The sequence below is a fragment of the Pseudoalteromonas luteoviolacea genome, from assembly GCF_021654285.1.
GTDB lineage: Bacteria > Pseudomonadota > Gammaproteobacteria > Enterobacterales > Alteromonadaceae > Pseudoalteromonas > Pseudoalteromonas luteoviolacea_J.
Genome location: NZ_JAKFZS010000005.1, coordinates 19,333 through 41,619, shown reverse-complemented (window position 1 = coordinate 41,619; position 22,287 = coordinate 19,333). Strand labels below are relative to the sequence as shown.

At 43.3% G+C, this 22,287-nt stretch carries 21 protein-coding genes and 11 tRNA genes; 8 read left to right on the top strand and 24 right to left on the bottom strand.

Features of this window, described 5'->3' with window-relative positions; all coding sequences use genetic code 11:
• Nucleotides 1–394: 394 nt before the first annotated feature.
• From lnt to miaB, 5 genes are read right to left on the bottom strand one after another with little or no spacing between them, the layout of a single operon-like run.
• Nucleotides 395–1,972 (bottom strand): apolipoprotein N-acyltransferase, encoded by a 1,578-nt coding sequence (gene lnt, locus L1077_RS05615; protein ID WP_237135948.1) that lies wholly within the window; start codon nt 1,970–1,972, stop codon nt 395–397.
• Complete coding sequence (corC, locus tag L1077_RS05610; protein WP_063363196.1) at nt 1,950–2,828, bottom strand: CNNM family magnesium/cobalt transport protein CorC; 879 nt, start codon at nt 2,826–2,828, stop codon at nt 1,950–1,952. Before corC ends, lnt begins: the two co-directional genes overlap by 23 nt.
• 18 nt (nt 2,829–2,846) lie before the next feature.
• Nucleotides 2,847–3,308 carry an rRNA maturation RNase YbeY gene (ybeY, locus tag L1077_RS05605; protein WP_237135947.1) on the bottom strand — a complete coding sequence of 154 codons (462 nt, stop codon included), beginning with the start codon at nt 3,306–3,308 and terminating at the stop codon, nt 2,847–2,849.
• Nucleotides 3,305–4,354 carry a PhoH family protein gene (locus L1077_RS05600; RefSeq protein ID WP_039608383.1) on the bottom strand — a complete coding sequence of 350 codons (1,050 nt, stop codon included), beginning with the start codon at nt 4,352–4,354 and terminating at the stop codon, nt 3,305–3,307. Before L1077_RS05600 ends, ybeY begins: the two co-directional genes overlap by 4 nt.
• 54 nt (nt 4,355–4,408) lie before the next feature.
• Nucleotides 4,409–5,842, bottom strand: coding sequence for a tRNA (N6-isopentenyl adenosine(37)-C2)-methylthiotransferase MiaB (gene miaB, locus L1077_RS05595; protein WP_039608384.1), 1,434 nt, complete (start codon nt 5,840–5,842; stop codon nt 4,409–4,411).
• Nucleotides 5,843–6,108: 266 nt separating this feature from the next.
• On the opposite strand from miaB, the gene L1077_RS05590 reads away from it, so the two are divergent.
• The gene (locus L1077_RS05590) at nt 6,109–7,272 is read left to right on the top strand and encodes an FAD-dependent oxidoreductase (protein WP_237135946.1); all 1,164 of its coding nucleotides are present in this window, start codon (nt 6,109–6,111) and stop codon (nt 7,270–7,272) included.
• A gap of 69 nt (nt 7,273–7,341) precedes the next feature.
• Here L1077_RS05590 and L1077_RS05585 read toward each other — a convergent pair whose 3' ends face one another.
• From L1077_RS05585 to lolB, 19 genes are all read right to left on the bottom strand, one after another.
• Entirely contained in the window at nt 7,342–7,896 is a 555-nt protein-coding gene (locus L1077_RS05585) for a hypothetical protein (protein ID WP_237135945.1), read from the bottom strand.
• A 38-nt stretch (nt 7,897–7,934) separates the two neighbouring features.
• Nucleotides 7,935–8,216, bottom strand: a complete 282-nt coding sequence (locus tag L1077_RS05580) for a hypothetical protein (protein ID WP_237135944.1) — start codon at nt 8,214–8,216, stop codon at nt 7,935–7,937.
• Nucleotides 8,217–8,321: 105 nt separating this feature from the next.
• Nucleotides 8,322–8,406 (bottom strand) — tRNA-Leu (locus L1077_RS05575).
• Between the two features lie 29 nt (nt 8,407–8,435).
• Nucleotides 8,436–8,510 (bottom strand) — tRNA-Gln (locus L1077_RS05570).
• A 38-nt stretch (nt 8,511–8,548) separates the two neighbouring features.
• Nucleotides 8,549–8,633, bottom strand: a tRNA-Leu gene (locus L1077_RS05565).
• A gap of 22 nt (nt 8,634–8,655) precedes the next feature.
• Nucleotides 8,656–8,730: transfer RNA gene (locus tag L1077_RS05560), tRNA-Gln, on the bottom strand.
• A gap of 38 nt (nt 8,731–8,768) precedes the next feature.
• A tRNA-Leu gene (locus L1077_RS05555) sits at nt 8,769–8,853 on the bottom strand.
• Between the two features lie 22 nt (nt 8,854–8,875).
• A tRNA-Gln gene (locus tag L1077_RS05550) sits at nt 8,876–8,950 on the bottom strand.
• Between the two features lie 42 nt (nt 8,951–8,992).
• Nucleotides 8,993–9,077, bottom strand: a tRNA-Leu gene (locus L1077_RS05545).
• Nucleotides 9,078–9,099: 22 nt separating this feature from the next.
• A tRNA-Met gene (locus L1077_RS05540) sits at nt 9,100–9,176 on the bottom strand.
• A 2-nt stretch (nt 9,177–9,178) separates the two neighbouring features.
• Nucleotides 9,179–9,253 (bottom strand) — tRNA-Gln (locus L1077_RS05535).
• Nucleotides 9,254–9,295: 42 nt separating this feature from the next.
• A tRNA-Leu gene (locus L1077_RS05530) sits at nt 9,296–9,380 on the bottom strand.
• A gap of 47 nt (nt 9,381–9,427) precedes the next feature.
• A tRNA-Met gene (locus L1077_RS05525) sits at nt 9,428–9,504 on the bottom strand.
• 320 nt (nt 9,505–9,824) lie between these two features.
• On the bottom strand, nt 9,825–10,916 hold the full coding sequence (gene ychF, locus L1077_RS05520) for a redox-regulated ATPase YchF (protein WP_039608386.1): 1,092 nt from the start codon (nt 10,914–10,916) through the stop codon (nt 9,825–9,827).
• A gap of 46 nt (nt 10,917–10,962) precedes the next feature.
• A complete protein-coding gene (pth, locus tag L1077_RS05515) occupies nt 10,963–11,547 on the bottom strand; it encodes an aminoacyl-tRNA hydrolase (protein ID WP_039608387.1) in 585 nt (194 codons plus the stop codon).
• A 19-nt stretch (nt 11,548–11,566) separates the two neighbouring features.
• Nucleotides 11,567–12,172 (bottom strand): 50S ribosomal protein L25/general stress protein Ctc, encoded by a 606-nt coding sequence (locus L1077_RS05510; protein ID WP_237135943.1) that lies wholly within the window; start codon nt 12,170–12,172, stop codon nt 11,567–11,569.
• Nucleotides 12,173–12,374: 202 nt separating this feature from the next.
• Complete coding sequence (locus L1077_RS05505) at nt 12,375–13,322, bottom strand: ribose-phosphate pyrophosphokinase (RefSeq protein ID WP_023397324.1); 948 nt, start codon at nt 13,320–13,322, stop codon at nt 12,375–12,377.
• A gap of 84 nt (nt 13,323–13,406) precedes the next feature.
• A complete protein-coding gene (gene ispE / locus L1077_RS05500; protein WP_237135942.1) occupies nt 13,407–14,261 on the bottom strand; it encodes a 4-(cytidine 5'-diphospho)-2-C-methyl-D-erythritol kinase in 855 nt (284 codons plus the stop codon).
• Nucleotides 14,261–14,848, bottom strand: a complete 588-nt coding sequence (gene lolB / locus L1077_RS05495) for a lipoprotein insertase outer membrane protein LolB (RefSeq protein WP_237135941.1) — start codon at nt 14,846–14,848, stop codon at nt 14,261–14,263. Before lolB ends, ispE begins: the two co-directional genes overlap by 1 nt.
• Before the next feature lie 83 nt (nt 14,849–14,931).
• Here lolB and hemA point away from each other — a divergent pair, with 83 nt between their 5' ends.
• The 7 genes from hemA (at nt 14,932) to kdsA (ending at nt 22,246) form a co-directional block, all read left to right on the top strand.
• Nucleotides 14,932–16,188: a glutamyl-tRNA reductase gene (gene hemA, locus L1077_RS05490; RefSeq protein WP_237135940.1), complete on the top strand. Its 1,257-nt coding sequence runs from the start codon at nt 14,932–14,934 to the stop codon at nt 16,186–16,188.
• 7 nt (nt 16,189–16,195) lie between these two features.
• Nucleotides 16,196–17,281, top strand: coding sequence for a peptide chain release factor 1 (gene prfA / locus L1077_RS05485; RefSeq protein ID WP_063360590.1), 1,086 nt, complete (start codon nt 16,196–16,198; stop codon nt 17,279–17,281).
• Complete coding sequence (gene prmC, locus L1077_RS05480) at nt 17,274–18,128, top strand: peptide chain release factor N(5)-glutamine methyltransferase (RefSeq protein WP_239032899.1); 855 nt, start codon at nt 17,274–17,276, stop codon at nt 18,126–18,128. The genes prfA and prmC overlap by 8 nt, the downstream gene beginning before the upstream one ends.
• A 63-nt stretch (nt 18,129–18,191) precedes the next feature.
• On the top strand, nt 18,192–19,739 hold the full coding sequence (locus L1077_RS05475) for a DUF3369 domain-containing protein (protein WP_237135939.1): 1,548 nt from the start codon (nt 18,192–18,194) through the stop codon (nt 19,737–19,739).
• A gap of 7 nt (nt 19,740–19,746) precedes the next feature.
• Entirely contained in the window at nt 19,747–20,121 is a 375-nt protein-coding gene (locus L1077_RS05470; RefSeq protein WP_237135938.1) for a SirB2 family protein, read from the top strand.
• 139 nt (nt 20,122–20,260) lie between these two features.
• Complete coding sequence (locus L1077_RS05465; protein ID WP_063360596.1) at nt 20,261–21,064, top strand: tetratricopeptide repeat protein; 804 nt, start codon at nt 20,261–20,263, stop codon at nt 21,062–21,064.
• 330 nt (nt 21,065–21,394) lie between these two features.
• On the top strand, nt 21,395–22,246 hold the full coding sequence (kdsA, locus tag L1077_RS05460) for a 3-deoxy-8-phosphooctulonate synthase (protein WP_237135937.1): 852 nt from the start codon (nt 21,395–21,397) through the stop codon (nt 22,244–22,246).
• The last annotated feature ends 41 nt before the right edge of the window (nt 22,247–22,287 follow it).

The window sequence follows — 22,287 nt, the reverse complement described above, 5'->3', positions numbered from 1 at the left end:
TCCGCCTCAAGGCTTGCTAGTTGCTGTAACAACTTTTCTCTTTGTTTGTGGAGCTTATTAAGCGGGAGGTATTGTGTGCACGTACTGCACGATACAATGCTAGTTTTGATATTTGATAAGTCTCGGCTATGTCGCTAATACTTAATCCATGCTGACTCACCATATAAACGGCTTGCACCAGCCTTGGTGTGTTATTTAACAAGTTGGGTTCCATCATTGACTCTAATGTTATATTAAACTTTAGAATAAGAAAGAAGGGTGCCAATTAATTAAGTTGTTTAATTTCATGGCTTTAGACTTAAATTACACGTATCAAATGCGCTAAGATAGGGCTGTATTTATGAAATTGCACCATTTTAAGGCACATATGAATAATGGGGTAAAGTAAAAGGCATTAAAAAAATGCCTTTTCCATTTTAGATGATAAGTAGCTTTTACTATTGGTAACCAACACCAATAGCAATAAGATACCGACTAAGATCCAAACGGGAGTATGACCATGCTGACTAAAAAAACTATGGCCGGATATCAGTTTTAAATCTGTACTGAGAGTGCCACTGGTGAATTGCGCAATGGTTACCTGTTGGTTTGAAATAGGGTCATATACACCACTAATGCCGTTATTGGTGACTCTCACCATCGGTCTTTGCAGCTCCAATGCACGCATTCTGGCGATTTGAATATGCTGATGTGGGCCATGTGAGTCGCCAAACCACGCATCATTACTCACGGTAAATAAAATGTCAGATGAGGCCGTATAGTTTCCTCTGACCAGTTCGCTGAAAGCGATTTCGTAGCAAATTGCTGGCAATACATGAATGCCATTAGCAAGCAGGTTATTTTGCACCGCATCCCCGCGAGAAAATGACGACATGGGTAAATCAAATAGCGGCGCTAGGGGTCTGAGCAGCTCTTCAAAGGGCACAAACTCACCGATTGGTAACAACTGGTGCTTCTGATAGCGGTTTCTGTGCAAGTACTGATATTGCCCTTCGGTGTCATCTTGATGCTTTTTACCAAGCACTATCAGGGTATTGTATACATTGCGCGTGTCGAATTGGTAATCAGGGATCCCCGTGATCAAGGCAGTATTGTTAAAGGCGGCGGCTTTGTCTAAATTGACGAGGTAATCAAACGCATAATCTTCAATTTCTGGGATTGCGGCCTCTGGCCAAACAACCAAATCGACATCAGCCCAGTTTGGTCTGGTCATATCTTGATATTTAGACATGGTAGGCCAAAACTGTTCGGGCTCCCAACGTAGGCTTTGTTCTATGTTCCCTTGTACAAGCAAGGTCTTCAATTGCTTACCACTGTAATTGGTATCTGTGTTCTGCATAGACAACAAATAAGCGATACAAACAGGCACGATAGTGATGATGGCAGCTTTATATTGCTTGTAATTGATCAGCCAATAGAGTGCAAAAGCGATGATGATGCACAATACGGTTAAGCCAAATTCACCTATCCAAGGGGCTAGTGTATTAAGCGGTGAGTCAGTGAGGGTATAACCAAAACTGAGCCATGGAAAGCCGGTTAAGAGTGTGCCTCTTAAATACTCCGTAATAGCAAACCCACTTATTAAGAGAGCAAAGCGTTGCCAAGGATGTTTACTGTAGCGCGTAGCAAACGCAAATGCCAAAGCTGGATAAAGCGCTAAGTATGCACATAACATGGCCATTGCCATGAGCGACAGCACAATGGGTAGTCCACCGAACTGTGCAATAGAGACATGCACCCAGCTAATACCCAGGGAAAACCAACCAAAGCCAAATAAAAAGCCGTATTTAGCAGCTTCCTTGGGGGTGGGTTGATCTGTCACATAAAAGGCAATGGCAAGGCAGACAAATGTCAGTGGCCAAAAGCCAAAGGGGGCGTATGCAAAAGTCAGTGCACAGCCTGCAATCAGTGCAAGCCATGCGTTTTTATCTTTTGCAAAAGAAATGAGGTTATTCAGTGGTATCTTCAACATGCTCTGTTTTTGGAACAGTGACCTGAAGCTGTAGTATACGGCGATTATCTGAGTTAGTTATTTTAAATTGCAGTGGTCCAACATCAATGGTTTCCCCTTTGCTTGGCATATGACCAAACGCATGTAGGATGATGCCGCCAATGGTGTCAGCTTCTTGTGTATCAAAGTCTGTCTTAAAGAACTCATTAAATTCTTCAAGCGGTGTTAATGCTTGTACATTAAACACATGCTTTGAGAGCTGGCGAATATCTTGTTGCTCGTCTTCATCATCATGTTCATCCTCAATTTCACCTACAATGGTTTCAAGGATATCTTCAATAGTAACAAGACCCGATACGCCGCCATATTCATCAATAACAATCGCCATATGGTAGCGTTTTTGTCTAAACTCGTTGAGTAAAGTGTCTACACGTTTACTTTCTGGTACTACAATAGCCGGACGCAAATACTCTTTAATCGCAGGTAGTGCGCCATTTTGTTGCACTATTAGGGGCAAAAGATCTTTTGCAAGCAAAATACCTTCTACGTGGTCTTTGTCTTCGCAAACGACAGGAAAGCGAGAGTGACTAGACTCTACCATAGCAGGGAGTTGAGATTCCAAGTCTTGCTCAACATCTAGCGTTATCATCTGAGAGCGAGGGATCATGATATCGCGAACTTTAAGTTCAGAGACGCTCAGTACGCCTTCCATCATGTCTTTTGTCTCAGGGTCGATAAGTGCTCGTTCTTGAGCGTCAGCAATGACTTCTACCAACTCTTCTTTATTTTGGGGTTCCCCTTGCAGCATCTGAGTGATGCGTCCAAGCCAGTTTCTGCTAGAAGAACCCTGGCTACTTTGCGAGTTATCGTCGCTCATTGTAGTTCTTTACTCCACTTAGTTAATATCATCACGATATGGGTCTGCAATGCCCAGATCGGCTAAAAATTCTTTTTCTAGACTTTCCATTTCCATGGCGTCTTGTTCATTTATATGGTCAAAGCCCAACAAATGCAAGCACCCATGTATGACCATATGTGCAAAATGATCGTGGAAAGTTTTTTCTTGTTCCTGAGCCTCACGAAAAACCACCTGAGGACAGATAATTAAGTCACCGACTAAAGGCAATTCAATGCCTGGCGGTGCTTCAAAGGGAAAAGACAACACATTAGTTGGTTTGTCTTTTCCACGGTATTGACTGTTAAGCTCTTGGCTCTCCGCCTCATCGGTAATGCGAATTGTCACTTCGGCGTATTCTCTATACGGCAAAAGTGCTTTTTCGGCCCAACTTTGAAATTGCTGTTCATTGGGTAAATTGTCAAACTCACAGGCGAGCTGTAAATCTACATCGACGCTCATGACTCTGGACCTTGTTGTTCAGCAGCTTGCTGTTTCGCTTTTTGCTTAGCGACTTTTTCTTGACGCTCTTGCTCTTCTTTAGCTTCATAAGCTTCCACAATTCGTGCCACAACTGGGTGACGAACGACATCGTGGGATTTAAAGAAGTTAAATGAAATCTCATCGACATTGCTGAGTACTTCAATGGCATGACGAAGGCCAGAACGCGCGCCCCTAGGTAAGTCGACCTGTGTAATATCACCCGTGATCACGGCTTTTGAATTAAAACCAATACGCGTTAGGAACATTTTCATCTGTTCTGTGGTGGTGTTTTGGCTTTCATCTAAAATGATAAAGGCATCGTTCAAAGTTCTACCACGCATGTATGCCAGCGGTGCTACTTCTATGACATTTTTTTCAATTAAGCGTTCAACTTTTTCAAAGCCAAGCATCTCAAATAGCGCGTCATACAAAGGACGTAAGTATGGATCGATTTTTTGCGTTAAATCACCTGGTAAAAATCCCAGTTTTTCGCCGGCTTCAACCGCTGGACGTGTAAGTAGAATACGTCTGATCTCTTGCCTTTCTAGCGCATCAACTGCAGCAGCAACGGCAAGGTAAGTTTTACCTGTACCCGCAGGACCAATACCAAAACTGATGTCATGCGTTAAGATATTTGCCACATATTGGCTTTGATTTGGGTTACGTGGTTTGACAACACCACGGCGAGTTTTAATGAAAACTTCTTTTTCCCATACATTCGGTGCGTCTTGTTCTAGGCAATTTGCTTCGGTGATGGCGAGGTGAACATTGTCTGGCTCTATGTCTTTGGCTTTGCCTTTCACTGGCTGAGTATCAACATACAGAGACTTTATAATATCAACAGCCGCTTTTGCTGTAACTTGATTACCTGTGACTTTAAACCAGTTATCTCTGTGTGCGACTTCGACACCTAGACGGCGTTCAATTTGTTTTAGATTATCGTCAAAAGGACCACAAAGAGAAGAGAGGCGGTTGTTGTCGGCAGGTTCTAGATAAAACTCAATATTTTTTACTTGATTGCTCAAAATGACTTCCTAAGATTGATTGCGCCAGCAAAGTGCTGGCGCAAAACAAGTGTTTTATGGTGTAAAGGTTGCAACACCAATCTCATTGGCTTCTGGTTCTGACGGTGCACGACTAAGGATATCTGATGGTGCAACATCACGTCGCAAGTCCATTTCAGCCTCAGTTCGGATCAATTCACCACGCAATGAGTTTGGTAGCGCCTCAGTAATACGCACGTCAACGAACTGACCGATCACTGAGTGTGGACCTTCAAAGTTCACTACACGGTTATTCTCGGTACGTCCACGTAGTTCCATTGGGTTCTTTTTCGAAGGACCTTCAACAAGGATACGTTGTTCAGTATCAAACATTTTACGGCTGATATCTTGTGCCATTTGGTTGATGCGGTTTTGTAAAAGATACAGACGCTCTTTCTTTTCTTGTTCTGGTACATCATCTGGTAAGTCTGCCGCTGGAGTACCTGGGCGCGCTGAGTAGATGAAGCTGAAGCTCATATCAAAGCCAATCGCGTTGATCAGGTTCATCGTTTCTTCAAAGTCTGCTTTGCTTTCGCCAGGGAAACCAATGATGAAGTCTGAGCTCATGCTTAGGTTTGGACGGATCTTGCGTAGCTTACGGATAGTAGACTTGTATTCAAGTGCAGTATGGCCGCGCTTCATCAAGTTAAGTACACGGTCTGAACCACTTTGTACTGGCAAGTGCAGGTGATCAACAAGCTCAGGTACGTCTGCGTAGGCTTCGATGATGTCAGGCGTAAACTCAACAGGGTGTGACGTGGTATATCGAATACGGTCAATACCATCAATCGCAGCCACATAACGCAGTAGATCAGAGAAGTAGCACACTTCACCATCGTGCATTTCACCGCGATAAGCGTTTACGTTTTGACCCAGTAAGTTCACTTCACGCACGCCTTGCTCTGCAAGCTGCGCCACTTCTAAAATAACATCGTCTAACGGACGGCTTACTTCCTCACCACGCGTATAAGGCACAACGCAGAAAGTACAATATTTAGAGCAGCCTTCCATAATTGAGACGAACGCCGTAGGGCCTTCTGCTTTTGGTTCTGGTAGACGGTCAAACTTTTCAATCTCAGGGAAAGAAATATCGACGACAGAGCCTTCTTTGCTTTGCACTTGTTTGATCATCTCTGGCAAACGGTGCAGTGTTTGCGGACCGAATACGATATCAACAAATGGAGCACGTTGACGGATTGTGTCACCTTCTTGTGAGGCTACACAGCCACCTACGCCGATAACCAAATCAGGGTTATCTTCTTTTAATAATTTCCAGCGACCCAACTGGTGGAATACTTTCTCTTGTGCCTTCTCTCGAATTGAACACGTATTGAGTAGGATTACATCCGCCTGATCAGCTTCTTCTGTCAGCTGATAGCCATTAGTGGCATCAAGCAGATCCGCCATTTTCTGGGAGTCATACTCGTTCATTTGACAGCCCCAGGTTTTGATATGCAATTTTTTACCCATTGAAATAAAGCCTCGTTTTCAATTCGATGATCAGCACAACGCCTTGCCAGTTATTAAAAATACCCCAAGAACTGGCAAACACTTACTAAAATAGCTTAAAAAGAGGCGTATTTTATCTGACCTATAGTCACTAGCCAAGTATAGATTTCATCTTTCAAAATGGGGATCAAGAGCGGTTGTAATTATTCGACTACAATCATGCAAAGAGATCTTTTTTTCACTAATTAAGATACAATGTAATTACACCAGCTAATTTAGGCAAATTTATGAAAAATAACGTGTTGATCGTCGGTGGCGGCATGGTTGGCGCAGCGGCTGCGGTGGAGCTTGCTCGTCAAGGATGTCAGGTCACTGTGATAGAAAATAATCCCATAGATCCGAAAGCCATACTTGAAGGTGAGCAGGTTGACATTCGAGTCTCTGCCATCAACCGTTTTTCAGAAGCGTTATTAGATAAACTCGGTGCAATGCCATTAATAAGAGCAAGTCGCAATGCGCCTTATCACCAGTTAGAGGCGTATGAAGGTGGTAGTGAGCATTTGGTGTTTGATAGAGCCGATGTATCCACTTCTCATCTAGGCCACTTAGTCGAGAATAGCATTATTCAAGCGTCGCTTTGGTCACAGTTTGAAGACAATGATATTCAGGTGGAAACTGTCACTGAGGCCCCCATCGCGATTGAGCAGCACTTAAGCAGTATAGATCTGGTTTACCCTCAGCAGCGTTTTAGCGCGGACCTCGTTATTGCAGCCGACGGTGGTCGCTCTGCGCTGCGCAGTCTTGCTGGCATTGGCGTAACAGGGTGGCAATATCAGCAGCACTGTATGGGTATTCTCATAAAGCTTGACGGACCGCAACAGGTGAAAACGTGGCAAGAGTTTAAACCCACCGGTCCAATCGCCTTTTTGCCTATGCAAGCACCTTATGCCAACTTAATTTGGTATCACCATGGCTCTGAACTCAAACGCTTAAAAGGGTTATCTAATGAAGTGTTAAAACAAGAAATACTAGCGCACTTTTTTGACTTACCTGGAGATTTTACCGTTGAGCAAAGCGCCGTATTTCCGCTTGCGCGTCAACATGCCAATCAATATAGCAAAGGACGTTTGGTGTTAGTGGGTGACGCGGCCCATACGATTAACCCTCTTGCGGGGCAGGGCGTTAATCTTGGCTTTAAAGATGTGGCAGCACTTGGCGGGTGCTTGCAAGGCTTTGATGATGTTGGTGAGCTTGCTCGTCTTCATCAGTATGAAAAAATGCGTCGAAAAGATAATTTATTAATGATGAGCATGATGGACGCTTGCTATTTTGGCTTTTCAAATGAGATTAAGCCCCTTAAGTCACTGCGAAGTCTTGCGTTAAAAGTGGCAAATAAAGCGGGCCCCATTAAACGAGAAGTGCTTAAGCATGCGATGGGTGGTAGTTTTTAATTAAACTATTAGGAGAAGAAATTTGACAAGCTATCCAAGATTGTTTCACTCTTCTCCTACTTTCCTGTGTTATAAACGGCCAATTAATCGAGTTCTATTTATCACCTGAATTAGTGCTTGTTTATCAAACTGACCGTCAACTTGAAGCAGCCAATCACTATTTTCAGATAACAAGAAAGCGGTGTTTTGACCGGATGAACTCAGGGCTGAAAATATATAACTCTCTTTACGTTTTTGAACATATAGTTCGGACCCATCAACTGTACCAAAAATAGCGCTGATCTCCTGACCACGTTTATTCTGTTGTTGAACAGTGCCATCAAATAATTGCTCTAGAAAGGCGCGTGGGGTTAAGCCATATTTTTTTGGCAAATCAGTAAGTGCAATAGAAGCTGGCAACCAATTAAAAAATAGCTCTGAGCGTGTATCATTTATTATGAGAGAATAAGTAGCGTCGCTAAAAGCATGAAATGAGAGTTTACTAGTTTGCTCTGGGGAAGCACAGTACGTGAAGTGCTTTAGTGAGACTTCAATATTTGGAGATGCACAGTAGTTTATTGTGACTGTTTTAGCACTGACTAATACAGGTAACAATGTCAAAATGAGCAAGGCGAATTTTTTCACTGTTATATTCCTAAATCAGCGACTTGTAAGTGTCTACGTTAGCCCCAGATCACCGATTTCGCACAAGAAAGGGATTGCTTTTGCTCTAATTGTGCTAATACGCTTTGTGTAAAGTTTTTCGCTATCCATGAAATAGAAGCTTTTCCACCTGTTGGTTCCGGTACCCAATTGAGAGCTTCTGTGCACCCTTTTGTTTTTTGTACCATTTCACCGAAGAACTCTGCTACTTTTGGATTTGCTTCGCCTTTAAAGGTCAAATCCAATCCTGCGCCTTTGTAAAATGAGTTAATTGCTGCTTTGACTTTATCTTGTTCGGCCATGAAAATAATCCTTTATTCTTAATTAAGAATGAAAGAACATAACATGTCTATTTTTGGTTATAAATTGAGATTTAATAAAGATGTGATATTTAGATGAGTTAAACATGGTGCGGAAGGAGAGACTTGAACTCTCACATCCGAAGATACTGGAACCTAAATCCAGCGCGTCTACCAATTCCGCCACTTCCGCAATGTTTAATAATTATCTTTGAAGATAATTGGCTGGAGTACCAGGATTTGAACCTGGGAATGGCGGGATCAAAACCCGCTGCCTTACCGCTTGGCGATACTCCAACAGTGGTAGTTGATTATTTTAGTTCTTATCGAGAACATGGTGCGGAAGGAGAGACTTGAACTCTCACATCCGAAGATACTGGAACCTAAATCCAGCGCGTCTACCAATTCCGCCACTTCCGCATAGTGTTATCTCGTAAAGAGATGGCTGGAGTACCAGGATTTGAACCTGGGAATGGCGGGATCAAAACCCGCTGCCTTACCGCTTGGCGATACTCCAACAAAGGTAGTCGATTATTTTAGTTCTTATCGAGAACATGGTGCGGAAGGAGAGACTTGAACTCTCACATCCGAAGATACTGGAACCTAAATCCAGCGCGTCTACCAATTCCGCCACTTCCGCATAGTGTTATCTCATAAAGAGATGGCTGGAGTACCAGGATTTGAACCTGGGAATGGCGGGATCAAAACCCGCTGCCTTACCGCTTGGCGATACTCCAACAAAGGTAGTCAAAGTTGTTTTAGTTCAAACTTTAAGAACATGGTGCGGAAGGAGAGACTTGAACTCTCACATCCGAAGATACTGGAACCTAAATCCAGCGCGTCTACCAATTCCGCCACTTCCGCATGTATTTTCTTATAAAGAAAATGGTGGCTATGCCCTGATTTGAACAGGGGACCCCATCATTATGAGTGATGTGCTCTAACCAGCTGAGCTACATAGCCATTGGCTGGAGTACCAGGATTTGAACCTGGGAATGGCGGGATCAAAACCCGCTGCCTTACCGCTTGGCGATACTCCAACAAAGGTAGTCAAAGTTGTTTTAGTTCAAACTTCAAGAACATGGTGCGGAAGGAGAGACTTGAACTCTCACATCCGAAGATACTGGAACCTAAATCCAGCGCGTCTACCAATTCCGCCACTCCCGCACATTAGGGTAGTTAGTTTTAAAGTTGCTAATCAACTTGAAAAAGCATGGTGGCTATGCCCTGATTTGAACAGGGGACCCCATCATTATGAGTGATGTGCTCTAACCAGCTGAGCTACATAGCCATCTCTTTTTCGTTCATCACCATCGCTGGTGCGGGGCGTATTATGCGTATATGCCCCCATGCCGTCAACACCTTTTTTCGAAAAAATTTCGTATCACAGATTGTTTGCAGATAAATTAAGCGAAACGGCCTGTTTTTATACCAAAACAAACAGGAAAGTACAATTATCGACAACAACCAAGGTTAAAAAAATATAGGCATGCTTTGTACCTTTTAAGGTAAAAAGCGCAATAGGGGCGTTTTTGAATAGATAAAAGCGTCGAGCGGACACAAAAAAAGCCCTGAATGAGGGCTTTTTTAGTCATTGTATAAGAGGGGTCATTAAACGTTGAACAAGAAGTTCATTACGTCGCCATCTTTTACGATGTAATCTTTACCTTCTTGACGCATTTTACCTGCATCTTTTGCACCGCTTTCACCTTGGTATTCAATGTAGTCATCAAAACCAATTGTCTGTGCACGAATAAAGCCACGCTCAAAGTCAGTGTGAATTTTACCAGCAGCTTGTGGTGCCGTTGCGCCAACAGGAATGGTCCAAGCGCGTACTTCTTTTACACCCGCAGTAAAGTAGGTTTGTAATTTAAGAAGTTCGTAACCGCCGCGGATCACTAAGTTAAGACCTGGCTCTTCAAGGCCAAGATCAGCCATGAACTCAAGCTTGTCTTCTTCTTCAAGTTCTGACAGCTCTGATTCAATCGCAGCACATACTGGGATCACAACCGCGTCTTCAGCAGCTGCAATTTCACGTACTTTGTCTAAGAATGGGTTGTTTTCGAAACCATCTTCTGTGACGTTGGCGATATACATTGTCGGTTTGATCGTTAAGAAGTTAAGCGGCTTGATAGCAGCAAGTTCTTCTTTAGTTAGCTCTAAAGAACGCAGTGTTAGGCCTTCATCAAGGTGTGCTTTAACTTTTTCTAATACGTCGTTTTGGAATTTCGCTTCTTTATCGCCGCCTTTTGCTTTTTTAGCATTACGTTGAGCTGCGCGATCTGCTGCTTCCATATCTGATAAAACAAGCTCAGTATTGATAACGTCAATATCATCAGCAGGGTTAACTTGACCCGAAACGTGTACGATATTTTCATCTTCAAAACAGCGAACAACATGGCCAATGGCATCTGTTTCGCGAATGTTTGCTAAGAACTGGTTACCAAGACCTTCGCCTTTTGAAGCGCCTTTTACCAGACCGGCAATATCAACAAATTCCATCGTTGTTGCGATGGTCTTCTGTGGATTAACAATCGCAGCCAGTTGGTCTAGACGCGGATCCGGAACGGCAACAACGCCTGTGTTTGGTTCGATTGTACAAAACGGAAAGTTTGCGGCTTCGATCCCCGCTTTAGTTAATGCATTAAATAGGGTTGATTTACCAACGTTTGGTAAACCCACAATGCCACATTTAAAACCCATAATTTTGAACCTTCAGTTAATCAAATTGTTGCCGTATAAAAATACTTTACGGCTTAAATGAATGTAGTCTGTTTTGTGCTTTTAACACACCGTCTTTCGCTAAAATTTCCATGCAACGAACCGCTTCATCAACGACCGCATCAATTTTTTCTTGGTCAGCTTTTGGTGCTTTACCCAATACCCAGCCCGTGACTTTGTCTCGGTGGCCCGGGTGACCAATGCCTATTCGCAAGCGCATAAATTCTTTATTATTGCCAAGCTTAGAAATAATGTCTTTCAAGCCATTATGTCCACCATGACCACCGCCTTTTTTAATTTTGGCGATGCCAGGGTCCATATCCATTTCGTCATGTGCAACGAGAATGTTTTCAGCTGGAATTTTAAAAAAGTTTGCAAGGCTTGATACCGCTTTGCCACTTAAATTCATATAAGTGGTGGGAATAAGCAATTTGAATTCTTGATTATTGATAAGTACTTTGCCTGTAAGGCCATGATACTTAGAGTCGGGTTTGAGAATGCAATTGTAGCGCTTTGCCAGTTCTTCTATGAACCACGCACCGGCATTGTGACGAGTGTTTGCATATTCGGGGCCTGGATTAGCCAGGCCCACAAGCATTTGAATATTATTCAAGGTGTTAACACCTTAAAAATTACTCAGCTGCTTCTTCAGCTTCTTCAGAAGCAGCGCCTTTAGGAGCGTTTAAAGTAACAACAGCTTGGTCGTGGTCCGCACCTTTAGCTAGTTCTACTGAAACAACACCTGCAGGAAGTACAACGTCAGAAAGGTGTACAGTTGCACCTACTTCTAGCGCAGCAACATCAACTTCTACGAACTCAGGAAGTTGAGCTGGTAGACATGTGATTTCGATTTCTGTTACGTGGTGAGCAACAGTGTTACCGCCTTTAGTAGCAGCTTCTTCGTTGATGAAGTGTACTGGTACTTTAGTGTGGATCTTCTGAGAAGCATCAACACGTTGGAAGTCTAAGTGAGTGATCTTAGGCTTGTACGGGTGACGCTGGATGTCTTTAACGATAGCTTCAACAGACTCACCGCCAATGTTTAGCGTAAGGATGTGAGTGTAGAAACCTTCGTCTTCTTGCATGTGGATCACTTTGTTGTGATCTAGAGTAAGAGAAACAACTTCTTTGCCCGCACCGTAAAGGATTGCAGGAACTTTCTCAGCGCGACGTAGGCGGCGGCTCGCACCAGTACCTAATTCTACGCGTACTTCAGCGTCTAAAACGTATTGTGACATAACTGTCTCCAAAATATATAAAGTTAATAATGTCAGAAAACTCGCGACCAAATTTTCTGGCGTATACCTATCAAGCTGACAAATTTTGTCTGCCCAGTAGGTAAAAAAGGCGCGCTAATATAGCACTATCATGGCTAGATTAAAACCATTAGAGCAATAAAAAAGCACCAAACGGTGCTTTTTTATTTAATCTTGCAATGAATTAGTGTTCAAACATTGCCGAGATTGATTCTTCGTTGCTGATACGGCGAATAGTTTCTGCCATCATGTCAGCTAAGGTTAACACTTTAACCTTATCAATTGCGCGAAGCTCGTCAGACAATGGAATAGAGTCTGTTACGATCACTTCGTCGATAACTGAGTTACGTAAGTTCTCAGCAGCATTACCAGATAAAACTGGGTGCGTTGCATAAGCGAATACACGCTTAGCACCATGCTCTTTCAGTGCAGCAGCAGCTTTACATAAAGTGCCACCTGTATCAATCATATCGTCAACGATAATACAGTCACGGCCTTCTACGTCACCGATAATGTGCATTACTTGTGATACGTTCGCTTGAGGGCGACGCTTGTCGATAATCGCAAGGTCTTTGTCGTCAAGTAGCTTTGCAATAGCACGCGCACGTACTACGCCGCCAATGTCTGGTGAGACAACAACGACATCGTCGAAATCACGCTCTTTCATGTCTTCGATAAGTACAGGGCTACCAAATACATTATCTACTGGCACATCGAAGAAGCCTTGGATTTGTTCTGCATGTAGATCCACAGTTAATACGCGGTCAACACCTACACTTGATAGGAAGTCGGCTACTACTTTTGCAGTAATAGGCACACGTGCTGAACGAACGCGGCGGTCTTGACGTGCATAACCAAAATATGGGATTACTGCTGTGATACGACCAGCAGAAGCACGACGTAGTGCGTCAACCATAACGATAAGTTCCATCAGGTTATCGTTTGTTGGTGCACAAGTTGATTGAATAATAAAGACGTCTGAACCACGTACATTTTCATTGATTTGAACGCTGATCTCACCGTCACTAAAACGGCCTACAACGGCATCACCTAACTCAATAAATAAACGTTTTGCAACTTTTTGAGCTAGCTCGGGTGTTGCGTTACCAGCGAAGAGCTTCATGTCGGGCACGGTAGGGTTCCTCAGGCACTGAATTTTTGGACTAACATGCAAAGACTAAAATAGCACAGTCGATACAGGCTAACTTAAACTAATTTACTTCTCTTTGTTTAGCCACGTAGCTAATTGTTTGTGAGTGATTGACTCACTTGCACTTTTAGCTACAAAGCCTTGCCAAGATGACGGCATTTGCTGGAGTACACGCAGTGCTGTTTGCTCGTCATCAAAAACTGCAAAACAACAACTTCCAGTTCCTGTCATTCTTGACGGCGCATATTTTAGCAACCACGTCAGGGTCTTTTCAACCTCAGGGTAAAGCTTTTTAACTAACTCTTCGCAGTCATTGCGTGTATCTGTCATTTGCCAAGGCGTTTTTAGTTTGGCTGTACTGCGTGGTAAGTCCGGATCGGTGAACACTTTTACGGTACTAACATGGACACCTGGCGCGACCACCAAATACCATTTTTCAGGATAATCAAACGGGGTTAAAACTTCCCCAACACCTTGGGCTAGCGCGGTTTTACCATGAATAAATACAGGGACATCTGCACCGAGTTGCAATCCTATTTTTGCCAGTGCTTGCAGTGTAAGGTTGCATTCCCATAGCGTGTTTAAAGCAAGTAGGGTAGTCGCTGCATCAGAAGAACCACCGCCCACTCCTCCGCCCATAGGTAAGTGTTTCGTTAAATGTACGTTTACCCCTTTTTTTACTGTTCGATGGGGTAAAAGTGCTTTGGCAGCTTTATAAATAAGGTTATCTTCATGATTGATCCCCGCTACATCCCCCTCTATTTGGATGTCATCTTCTTCAATCAGCTCAAAACTCAGTTCGTCACCAAAGTCGAGCATTGTGAATAGACTTTCCAATTCATGGTAACCATCTGCTCTGCGGTTATTGATATGTAAAAAAAGATTGAGCTTAGCGGGGGCTGTTAAAGTGAGTTTGGTCATTATGAGTCGAACTGCCATGCATTAATTTGAATTTTGATTGTAATATCTTGATGTGCCAGTGTCAGCCTTGCAGGCAGTGTTAGCCCATTGAAATTGCGATATCGTTGATATTGGATTGTCCAAACCTTTCCTTGTTCGTCTTGCCAGCTGGCTTGTTGAATATTACCTGCGGCATCTAGCTCAAAACCCGCTTCAAAGCGTGTTGCGGTAAACCAGTTGGGCGCTTGCGTGATAGGTAGTTGCCAACCACTGACGCGATGAATAAGTGCAGCGCTTTCTGGTCCGGTATAAGACTTGCCATCTACAACCAGTTCACTATATTGATCAAGTTCCATCATTTTTAAAACTTGAGTACCGATAAAGCTGGTTAAGGTGAGTGTTTGCTTATTATCAGTATATTGCCAATTAAAGTTCACTGACTGTCTGTCGTCGGGGGCTATGAAGGCAATTTTGCCACGGGCCTGCCATTTATTGAACTCGGCAAGGGTGTTTAGTGTTGCTTGTCCCTGAACTGGGTGCCGTGGTGATTGCGCACAGCCACCTAGAAATAAAAAAAACATGAGCAAAATCAAATGAAATTGTTTCAAATGAGGTTCCTTACTTTCCATATTCGATTGATTTTTGGTAAAATTGGCCGCTTTAAAGCAGGGCTCGGGCAACACTGGCATTTATGACCATCATCGCACTTGGTATTAATCACAAAACCGCTTCCGTCGAATTACGTGAAAAAGTCGCTTTTTCACCCGAGCAATTGTCTCGTGCTTTGGAGCAGCTCAATCAGTTAACAGAGTTTCATGAATCTGTGATTGTGTCTACCTGTAACCGTACCGAAATCTATTGTAGCCTCGACAATGCTAATTCCCAAGCGCTTCTCGGTTGGCTGGCAAATTTCCATGATATCTCCCAACAAGAGCTAGCGGACAATGTGTATATTCATCAAAATCAAGATGCTGTAAACCACTTAATGCGCGTTGCATGCGGTTTGGATTCATTGGTGTTAGGTGAACCGCAAATTCTTGGCCAGATAAAGCAAGCTTATAATAGCTCTAAGCATCATCATGTGATCCAGCCCATGTTTGAGCGCTTATTTCAAAAAACCTTTTCGGTTGCAAAGCAAGTGCGAACGGAAACAGAGATTGGTGCCAGTGCGGTATCTGTTGCTTATGCTGCGGTGAATTTAGCTAAACACATCTATGGCAAGCTGGATAAAACAAAGGTCTTGTTGATCGGAGCAGGTGAAACCATAGAGTTAGTTGCTAAGCATTTGTCTCAGCATCACCCACAGCACATTACTGTAGCAAACAGAACGATTGAGCGTGCTAAAAATCTTGCCGAGGAAATTGGCGGGGATGTCATCTCTCTTGCTCAGCTACCAGATGAATTACAGCATGCGGATATCGTGATAAGCTCTACAGCAAGTACTTTACCGATAATTGGTAAAGGGGTAGTAGAACAAGCGTTAAAGCAAAGAAAGTATCGTCCTATGTTGTTTGTTGATATTGCAGTGCCAAGGGACATTGAAAGCCAAGTTAATGAACTGGATGCTGCCTATTTATATACGGTTGATGACTTACAAGCCATCGTTAATGAAAATATCGCAAGTCGCGAGCAGGCGGCTACACAAGCACAGGCGATCATTGATGATAAAACCAGAGAGTTTGCAGATTGGCAGCGCTCTTTAAAATCGGTTGATGTTATTCGTCAGTACAGAACATCAGCACAAGAAATAAAATTAGAGCTCGTGGAAAAGGCTGTAAATCAGCTACAATCGGGTAAAGATTCAGAAAAAGTCTTGCTTGAATTAGCAAATAAGCTAACCAATCGACTCACACACGCCCCAACGCATGCCATTCAAAAGGCTGCAAAAGAAGGGGATACGGAGCGATTAATGGTGCTTAAGCAGGCATTAGGTATTGAACAGGAATAAAATTTAGATGAAAGAGTCTGTCTATCGTAAGTTAGAAACCCTAGTCGAGCGTCATGAAGAAGTAGAGGCGATGCTAGGCGATCCAGAAGTGATTGGCGATCAGAACCGCTTTCGCGCACTTTCTAAAGAGTACTCAGAGCTTGAAGATGTTGTAAAAACATTTACTGCTTATCAGCAAGCACAAGAAGATGTCGCTACAGCAGAAGAGATGCTAAAGGATTCAGATCCTGATATGCGTGAAATGGCGCAAGAAGAATACAAAGAAGCCAAAGCGGCGATTGTTGAGTTAGAAGATCAGCTACAAGTATTAATGCTGCCAAAAGATCCAAAAGACGATAACAATGTCTACCTAGAAGTACGTGCGGGTACCGGTGGTGATGAGGCCGCAATTTTTGCAGGTGACTTATTCCGTATGTACAGCCGCTACGCGGAAACGCAAAAGTGGCAAGTAGAGGTCGTAAGCGCTAACGAGGGTGAACACGGCGGTTATAAAGAAGTCATTGCCAATATTAAAGGCGATGGGGTGTACGGCAAGTTGAAGTTTGAGTCAGGCGCGCACCGTGTACAACGTGTTCCAGAGACGGAATCACAAGGTCGTGTTCATACATCTGCGTGTACTGTTGCTGTGATGGCTGAAATCCCTGAGGCAGAAGCCATTGAGATTAACCCTTCAGATCTAAAGGTTGATACTTTTAGAGCGTCAGGTGCCGGTGGTCAGCACGTTAACAAAACAGACTCGGCAATTCGTATAACGCACATTCCAACAGGTGTTGTTGTTGAATGTCAGGATGAACGTTCTCAGCATAAAAACCGTGCTAAAGCGTTATCTGTACTTGGTGCGCGACTGCAGCAGGCTGAAGACGAAAAACGCCAAGCAGCTGAGGCGAGCGAGCGTCGTAACTTAGTGGGTAGTGGTGACCGCTCTGAGCGTATCCGTACATATAACTATCCTCAAGGTCGTATTACTGATCACCGTATCAATTTAACTTTATATCGTTTAAATGAAGTGGTTGGTGGTGAGCTAGGCGCGATTATTGACCCGCTTCTTCTTGAGCACCAAGCAGACCTACTGGCTGCGATGGGTGATGATTAAGGTGAGCCCAATCTCCAATGCCCAAGCAATCGCTTGGGCAACTCAGCAACTAATTGAACACTCTGATTCCCCAAAACTCGACGCCGAAGTCCTTTTACTACACATTCTCGATAAGCCCCGTAGTTACTTATTTACCTGGCCTGAAGCCGAGTTATCTGACGAACATCATCAAGCTTTTATAGCGCACATCGCAAGGCGATTAGAAGGAGAACCTGTTGCGCATATTACCGGTGAGCGTGAGTTTTGGAGTCTGCCCTTTTATGTCAACAACAGCACCTTAATCCCAAGACCTGATACGGAAACCTTGGTGGAGTATGCCCTCGGCTTGGCATTGCCTCATACCGCAAAGGTGTTAGATCTAGGCACTGGTACTGGCGCCATTGCGCTGTCATTGGCCAGTGAAATGCCGTCTTGGCAAGTTTGGGCGGTGGACTATTCACCAGATGCTGTGACGTTGGCAACGCGTAATCAACAAAGACATGCATTGAATAATGTCACTATTGCGCAAAGCGATTGGTTTTCAAATGTGCCTGAACAGCAATTTGATTTGATTGTTAGTAATCCGCCTTATATCGAAAACAACGATGTACATTTAACCCAAGGGGATGTGCGTTTTGAACCTTTGTCTGCTTTAGTCGCTGAGGAAAATGGCTATGCAGATATACGTCATATTGCATCACAAGCGAGAGAATACCTGAGCTCAGGCGGCTTTATTTTGGTAGAACATGGCTTTGAGCAGGGTCAGGGCGTAAGAGAGATTTTTGCACAAATGAACTATCGCAATATACTTACAATAAAAGATATGGCAGGCTGTGATAGAGTAACTTTGGCACAGATGCCTGAGTGATGCGTTGAATGCATTAATATTTTTAATTTACAGCCCGCGTCAAATAAGCGTTAAGGACTCTCTATGGATGATTTTTTGTTTTCAGATGAGCCAACGGATGTCATAGAAACGGAACAAAGTGGCACTTGGAAAGTCATCATTGTGGATGATGAACCTGAAGTACATGCTGTCACTAAGCTTGCGTTAAGTGACTTCGAATTTCAAAAGAAGAAACTTGAATTTCTCAGTGCATATTCTGGAGAAGAAGCAAAGCAGGTGGTGACTGATCACCCTGACGCAGCGATTGTATTGCTTGATGTGGTGATGGAAACAGATGATGCCGGTTTAAAGGTTGCTCAGTTTATTCGCGAAACGGCCAAGAATAACAACATTCGCATCATCCTAAGAACCGGACAACCAGGGCAAGCACCAGAGAGACAGGTCATTGTGAATTATGATATCAATGACTATAAATCGAAAACTGAACTGACAGCGCAGAAACTCTTTACTGTGGTGATGTCTAGCTTGCGCTCTTATCGCGATATCTTATCAATTGATCAATCTCGTCAAGGTCTAGAAAAAATTATCACAGCGTCTCGCGATATTTTTGCGACGCACTCGATTGAGCAGTTTATCGAAGGCGTAATGCAACAGCTTACCTCATTATTGGGTACTGTTGATGAAGCCATGTATGCAACGTCTTTGGTGGCCAGTAATGAACCAGACACTTGCAGTGAAGACTTAGTGGTGTTTACAGGCCGAGGTGAGTTTGCAAAGAGTGAAGGCAAACCCATTCAAGATGTTTTAAATGAAGAGCAAATTCAAGCGTGTAAAAAGGCGCTGAATGAAAAAAGCATTGTTTACAAAGACAATTACTTATTCTCGTACTGCTCAAGTGAGTATAATCACGCATCTATGCTGTTCGTCTCTGGGATCCCTGAGTTTTTAACTGATACGCAAAAGCATTTAATCGAAATATTCTCGCAAAATGTACAACTGGCTTACGAAAATGTGCAGTTACAAGCGGAAATTGAAGATACCCAGCAGGAGCTGGTATACCGTCTAAGTGAAGCCTTAGAGATGCGCTCAACGGAGTCTGGCAATCATGTCAAACGTGTAGCTCATATTTGTCATGCACTTGCTGTTGGATATGGATTGGGTAATCGAGAAGCAGATTTAGTACGTATTGCCTCGCCACTTCATGATGTCGGCAAAGTGGGCATTCCAGATGCGATATTAAATAAGCCTGCCAAATTGGATGAGCAAGAATGGACGGTAATGCAAAGTCACGCTAAAAAGGGCTATCAGTTGTTGCGAGATTCCAAACGCGAAATTGTCAACGCAGGTGCACTTATTGCCAGAGACCATCATGAAAAGTGGGATGGCACAGGCTACCCCAAAGGCACTAAAGGGGAAGATATACACGTGTTCGGACGCATTGTAGCGCTGGCCGATGTATATGATGCGCTGCGTCATCGCCGTTGTTACAAAGAGGCATGGGACTTACCTGAAGTGGTCAAAGAGATTAATAATCAAAGTGGTAAACATTTTGACCCTAAATTAGTCACCGTGTTTAACGAAATTATTGACGATCTGGAAGTCATTTTAGCGCGCTACCCAGACAAACAGTGAGGCGAATGTGGATTACCTTTTTTTAAAGCATACTCATATGATGTTTGCAGTCCTAAGCATTGTACTTTTTTATACGCGTTCAGTGTCGCGTTTAACTACGGGCAAATTGGCCAATAATAAAGTTTTGTTTATTACCAGCCATGGCGTAGACACATTATTACTTGTTTCTGCTGTTTATTTGGCGGTGACCTTGGGCATGAAACCATCATCTCAACCTTGGCTGATGGAAAAAATAATACTGGTCGTTGGGTATATTGGCTTAGGTTTTGTGGTAGCTAAATCAAAACATAAGTCAAAACAAATTCCTGCGCTGATCGGTGCCACTGCTGCACTACTTGCCATCGGCTACCTCGCGAGCACAAAAAACGCCTTCATTCTTTAATCTAGGTTAATAAAGCCTAAGTCATGTGGCTAGCTAACCTGCTAGTTACGTGGCTGTGAGTAAAATTTCCCCTTGGGTATGGACTAAAAAGTGTTACACTAGCGGCTTATTATTTTCACATGGGTTTGCAGTACAGTCTATGACGGATACTTGGTTTGATGAACAACAAGAATTAGGTATGGATTATACCGTGCCACCATTGCTTCGTAGTATTTATGCAGAGCAGCGATGGGATGCGCAAGCCGACACCGAGCAAACGCTATGTCTCTTGGCTGAGTTAGAACTGGCGGTTGATGAGATGCGTGTGAAGGAAAAAGATGCGCACAAGCGTATTGATTTAATACTTGATACTTTTTACACCAAATGGCTATTTAGTGGCACAGGCCAAAAGGTTCCTGAGTATTTATTAAATAACGTGGGCTATGTGCTTAAAATGCGCAGCGGTACAAGCACTGCATTGGCGATTTTACTGGCACATCTACTAGAGCGCGCTGACTTTAATGCCACGGTTGCCCTCATGCAAAATGAAGTGGTAGTGCATGTCGCGTTAAGTAGTGAAGAAGGCTACATCATAGATCCAAGTTCTGGCCAGCAATCTTGGTATATCACCCCTGAAAATGACGGCGAAAAAGAGCAAGAACCATTAGAGTTAGTGATAGGGGATGAAGCGTTCAAGCTTTATCTAGCCCAGCAAAAGTGGTCGTTTATTGCTGCTGAGAAATTCAGCCATGCATTGAGTTGTGTTGAGCTTCTGATGGAGCTGCTGGGTGATGACCCTTACGAAAGGCGAGATAGAGGGTATTTATTGAATCAACTTAATTGCCCTAAAATGGCCAAAGATGATCTACAGTATTTTGTAGATGAATGCCCAGATGACCCCACCATTGAGATCATACAGAATCAAATAGAAGAGCTTGCTGATCACAACAACATATTGCATTAACAATAAAGTGTGAATGAGGGCCCCCTAAGTTGAGTGGATTAGGGCTTACATAACAGCAAGTTTTATCTCACTATCGACTAACCGCGAGTAGTCAAATTACACATAAGACTATATGCTCTAAAGACTTTATCACTGCTTGTGGCTGAACTAAGTGCCTATATCAACGTATCATTATAAATTCGCAATCGAGTATGGCGATAAATAGCGTGTTGATCAATTAGGTACTATGCTGAACTATCATAATAAGTTGGCCTTAAAGCGTATATCAATATGTGTACTTGGTAATTAAGTTACGTGGTTGCTTGTTACCGATTTAAATTGGATTGAAATATGAATACACAGATTATAAAAGTTGGAAACATTGAAGTGGCAAACGATAAACCGTTTGTTTTATTTGGCGGTATGAATGTACTTGAGTCACGCGATTTGGCGATGCAAATTGCAGAGCATTATGTTGAAGTCACCTCAAAGCTCAATATCCCTTATGTTTTCAAGGCATCTTTTGATAAAGCTAACCGCTCATCCATCAATTCGTACCGTGGTCCAGGTATGGAAGAAGGGTTAAAAATTTTTGAAGAAATAAAAAAGACGTTTAATGTGCCTGTGATCACGGATGTACATGAACCGTTTCAAGCTGCACCTGTGGCCGAAGTTGCAGATGTGATCCAATTACCGGCATTTCTTGCTCGTCAAACAGATTTAGTGGTTGCAATGGCAAAAACTGGCTCTGTCATTAACGTCAAAAAACCACAGTTTTTAGCTCCGCATGAAATGCGTCATATCATTAAAAAGCTGAATGAGGCGGGCAATGACCAAATCATTCTATGCGAGCGCGGCAGCAGCTTTGGTTACAACAACCTAGTCGTTGATATGCTAGGTATGGATGATATGAAGCACATGGCGCCAGTCATTTTTGATGCAACGCATGCGCTGCAGCGCCCAGGTGGTCGTGCTGATTCAGCAGATGGACGCAGAGCACAGGCGGCAGAGCTGGCACGCAGTGGCATGGCACTGGGCTTAGCAGGGTTATTTATCGAAGCTCACCCAGATCCAAATGTCGCTAAATGTGATGGTCCGTGCGCGCTGCCTTTAAATAAATTGGAAGGCTACCTGAAGCAAATGAAAGCGGTTGATGAGTTAATCAAAAGCTTTGATGCGCTAGATACCAGCGCGAGCGTTTAATTTGCCTATTTAGTTAGGCCGGGCAGTGACCATAGGATGGT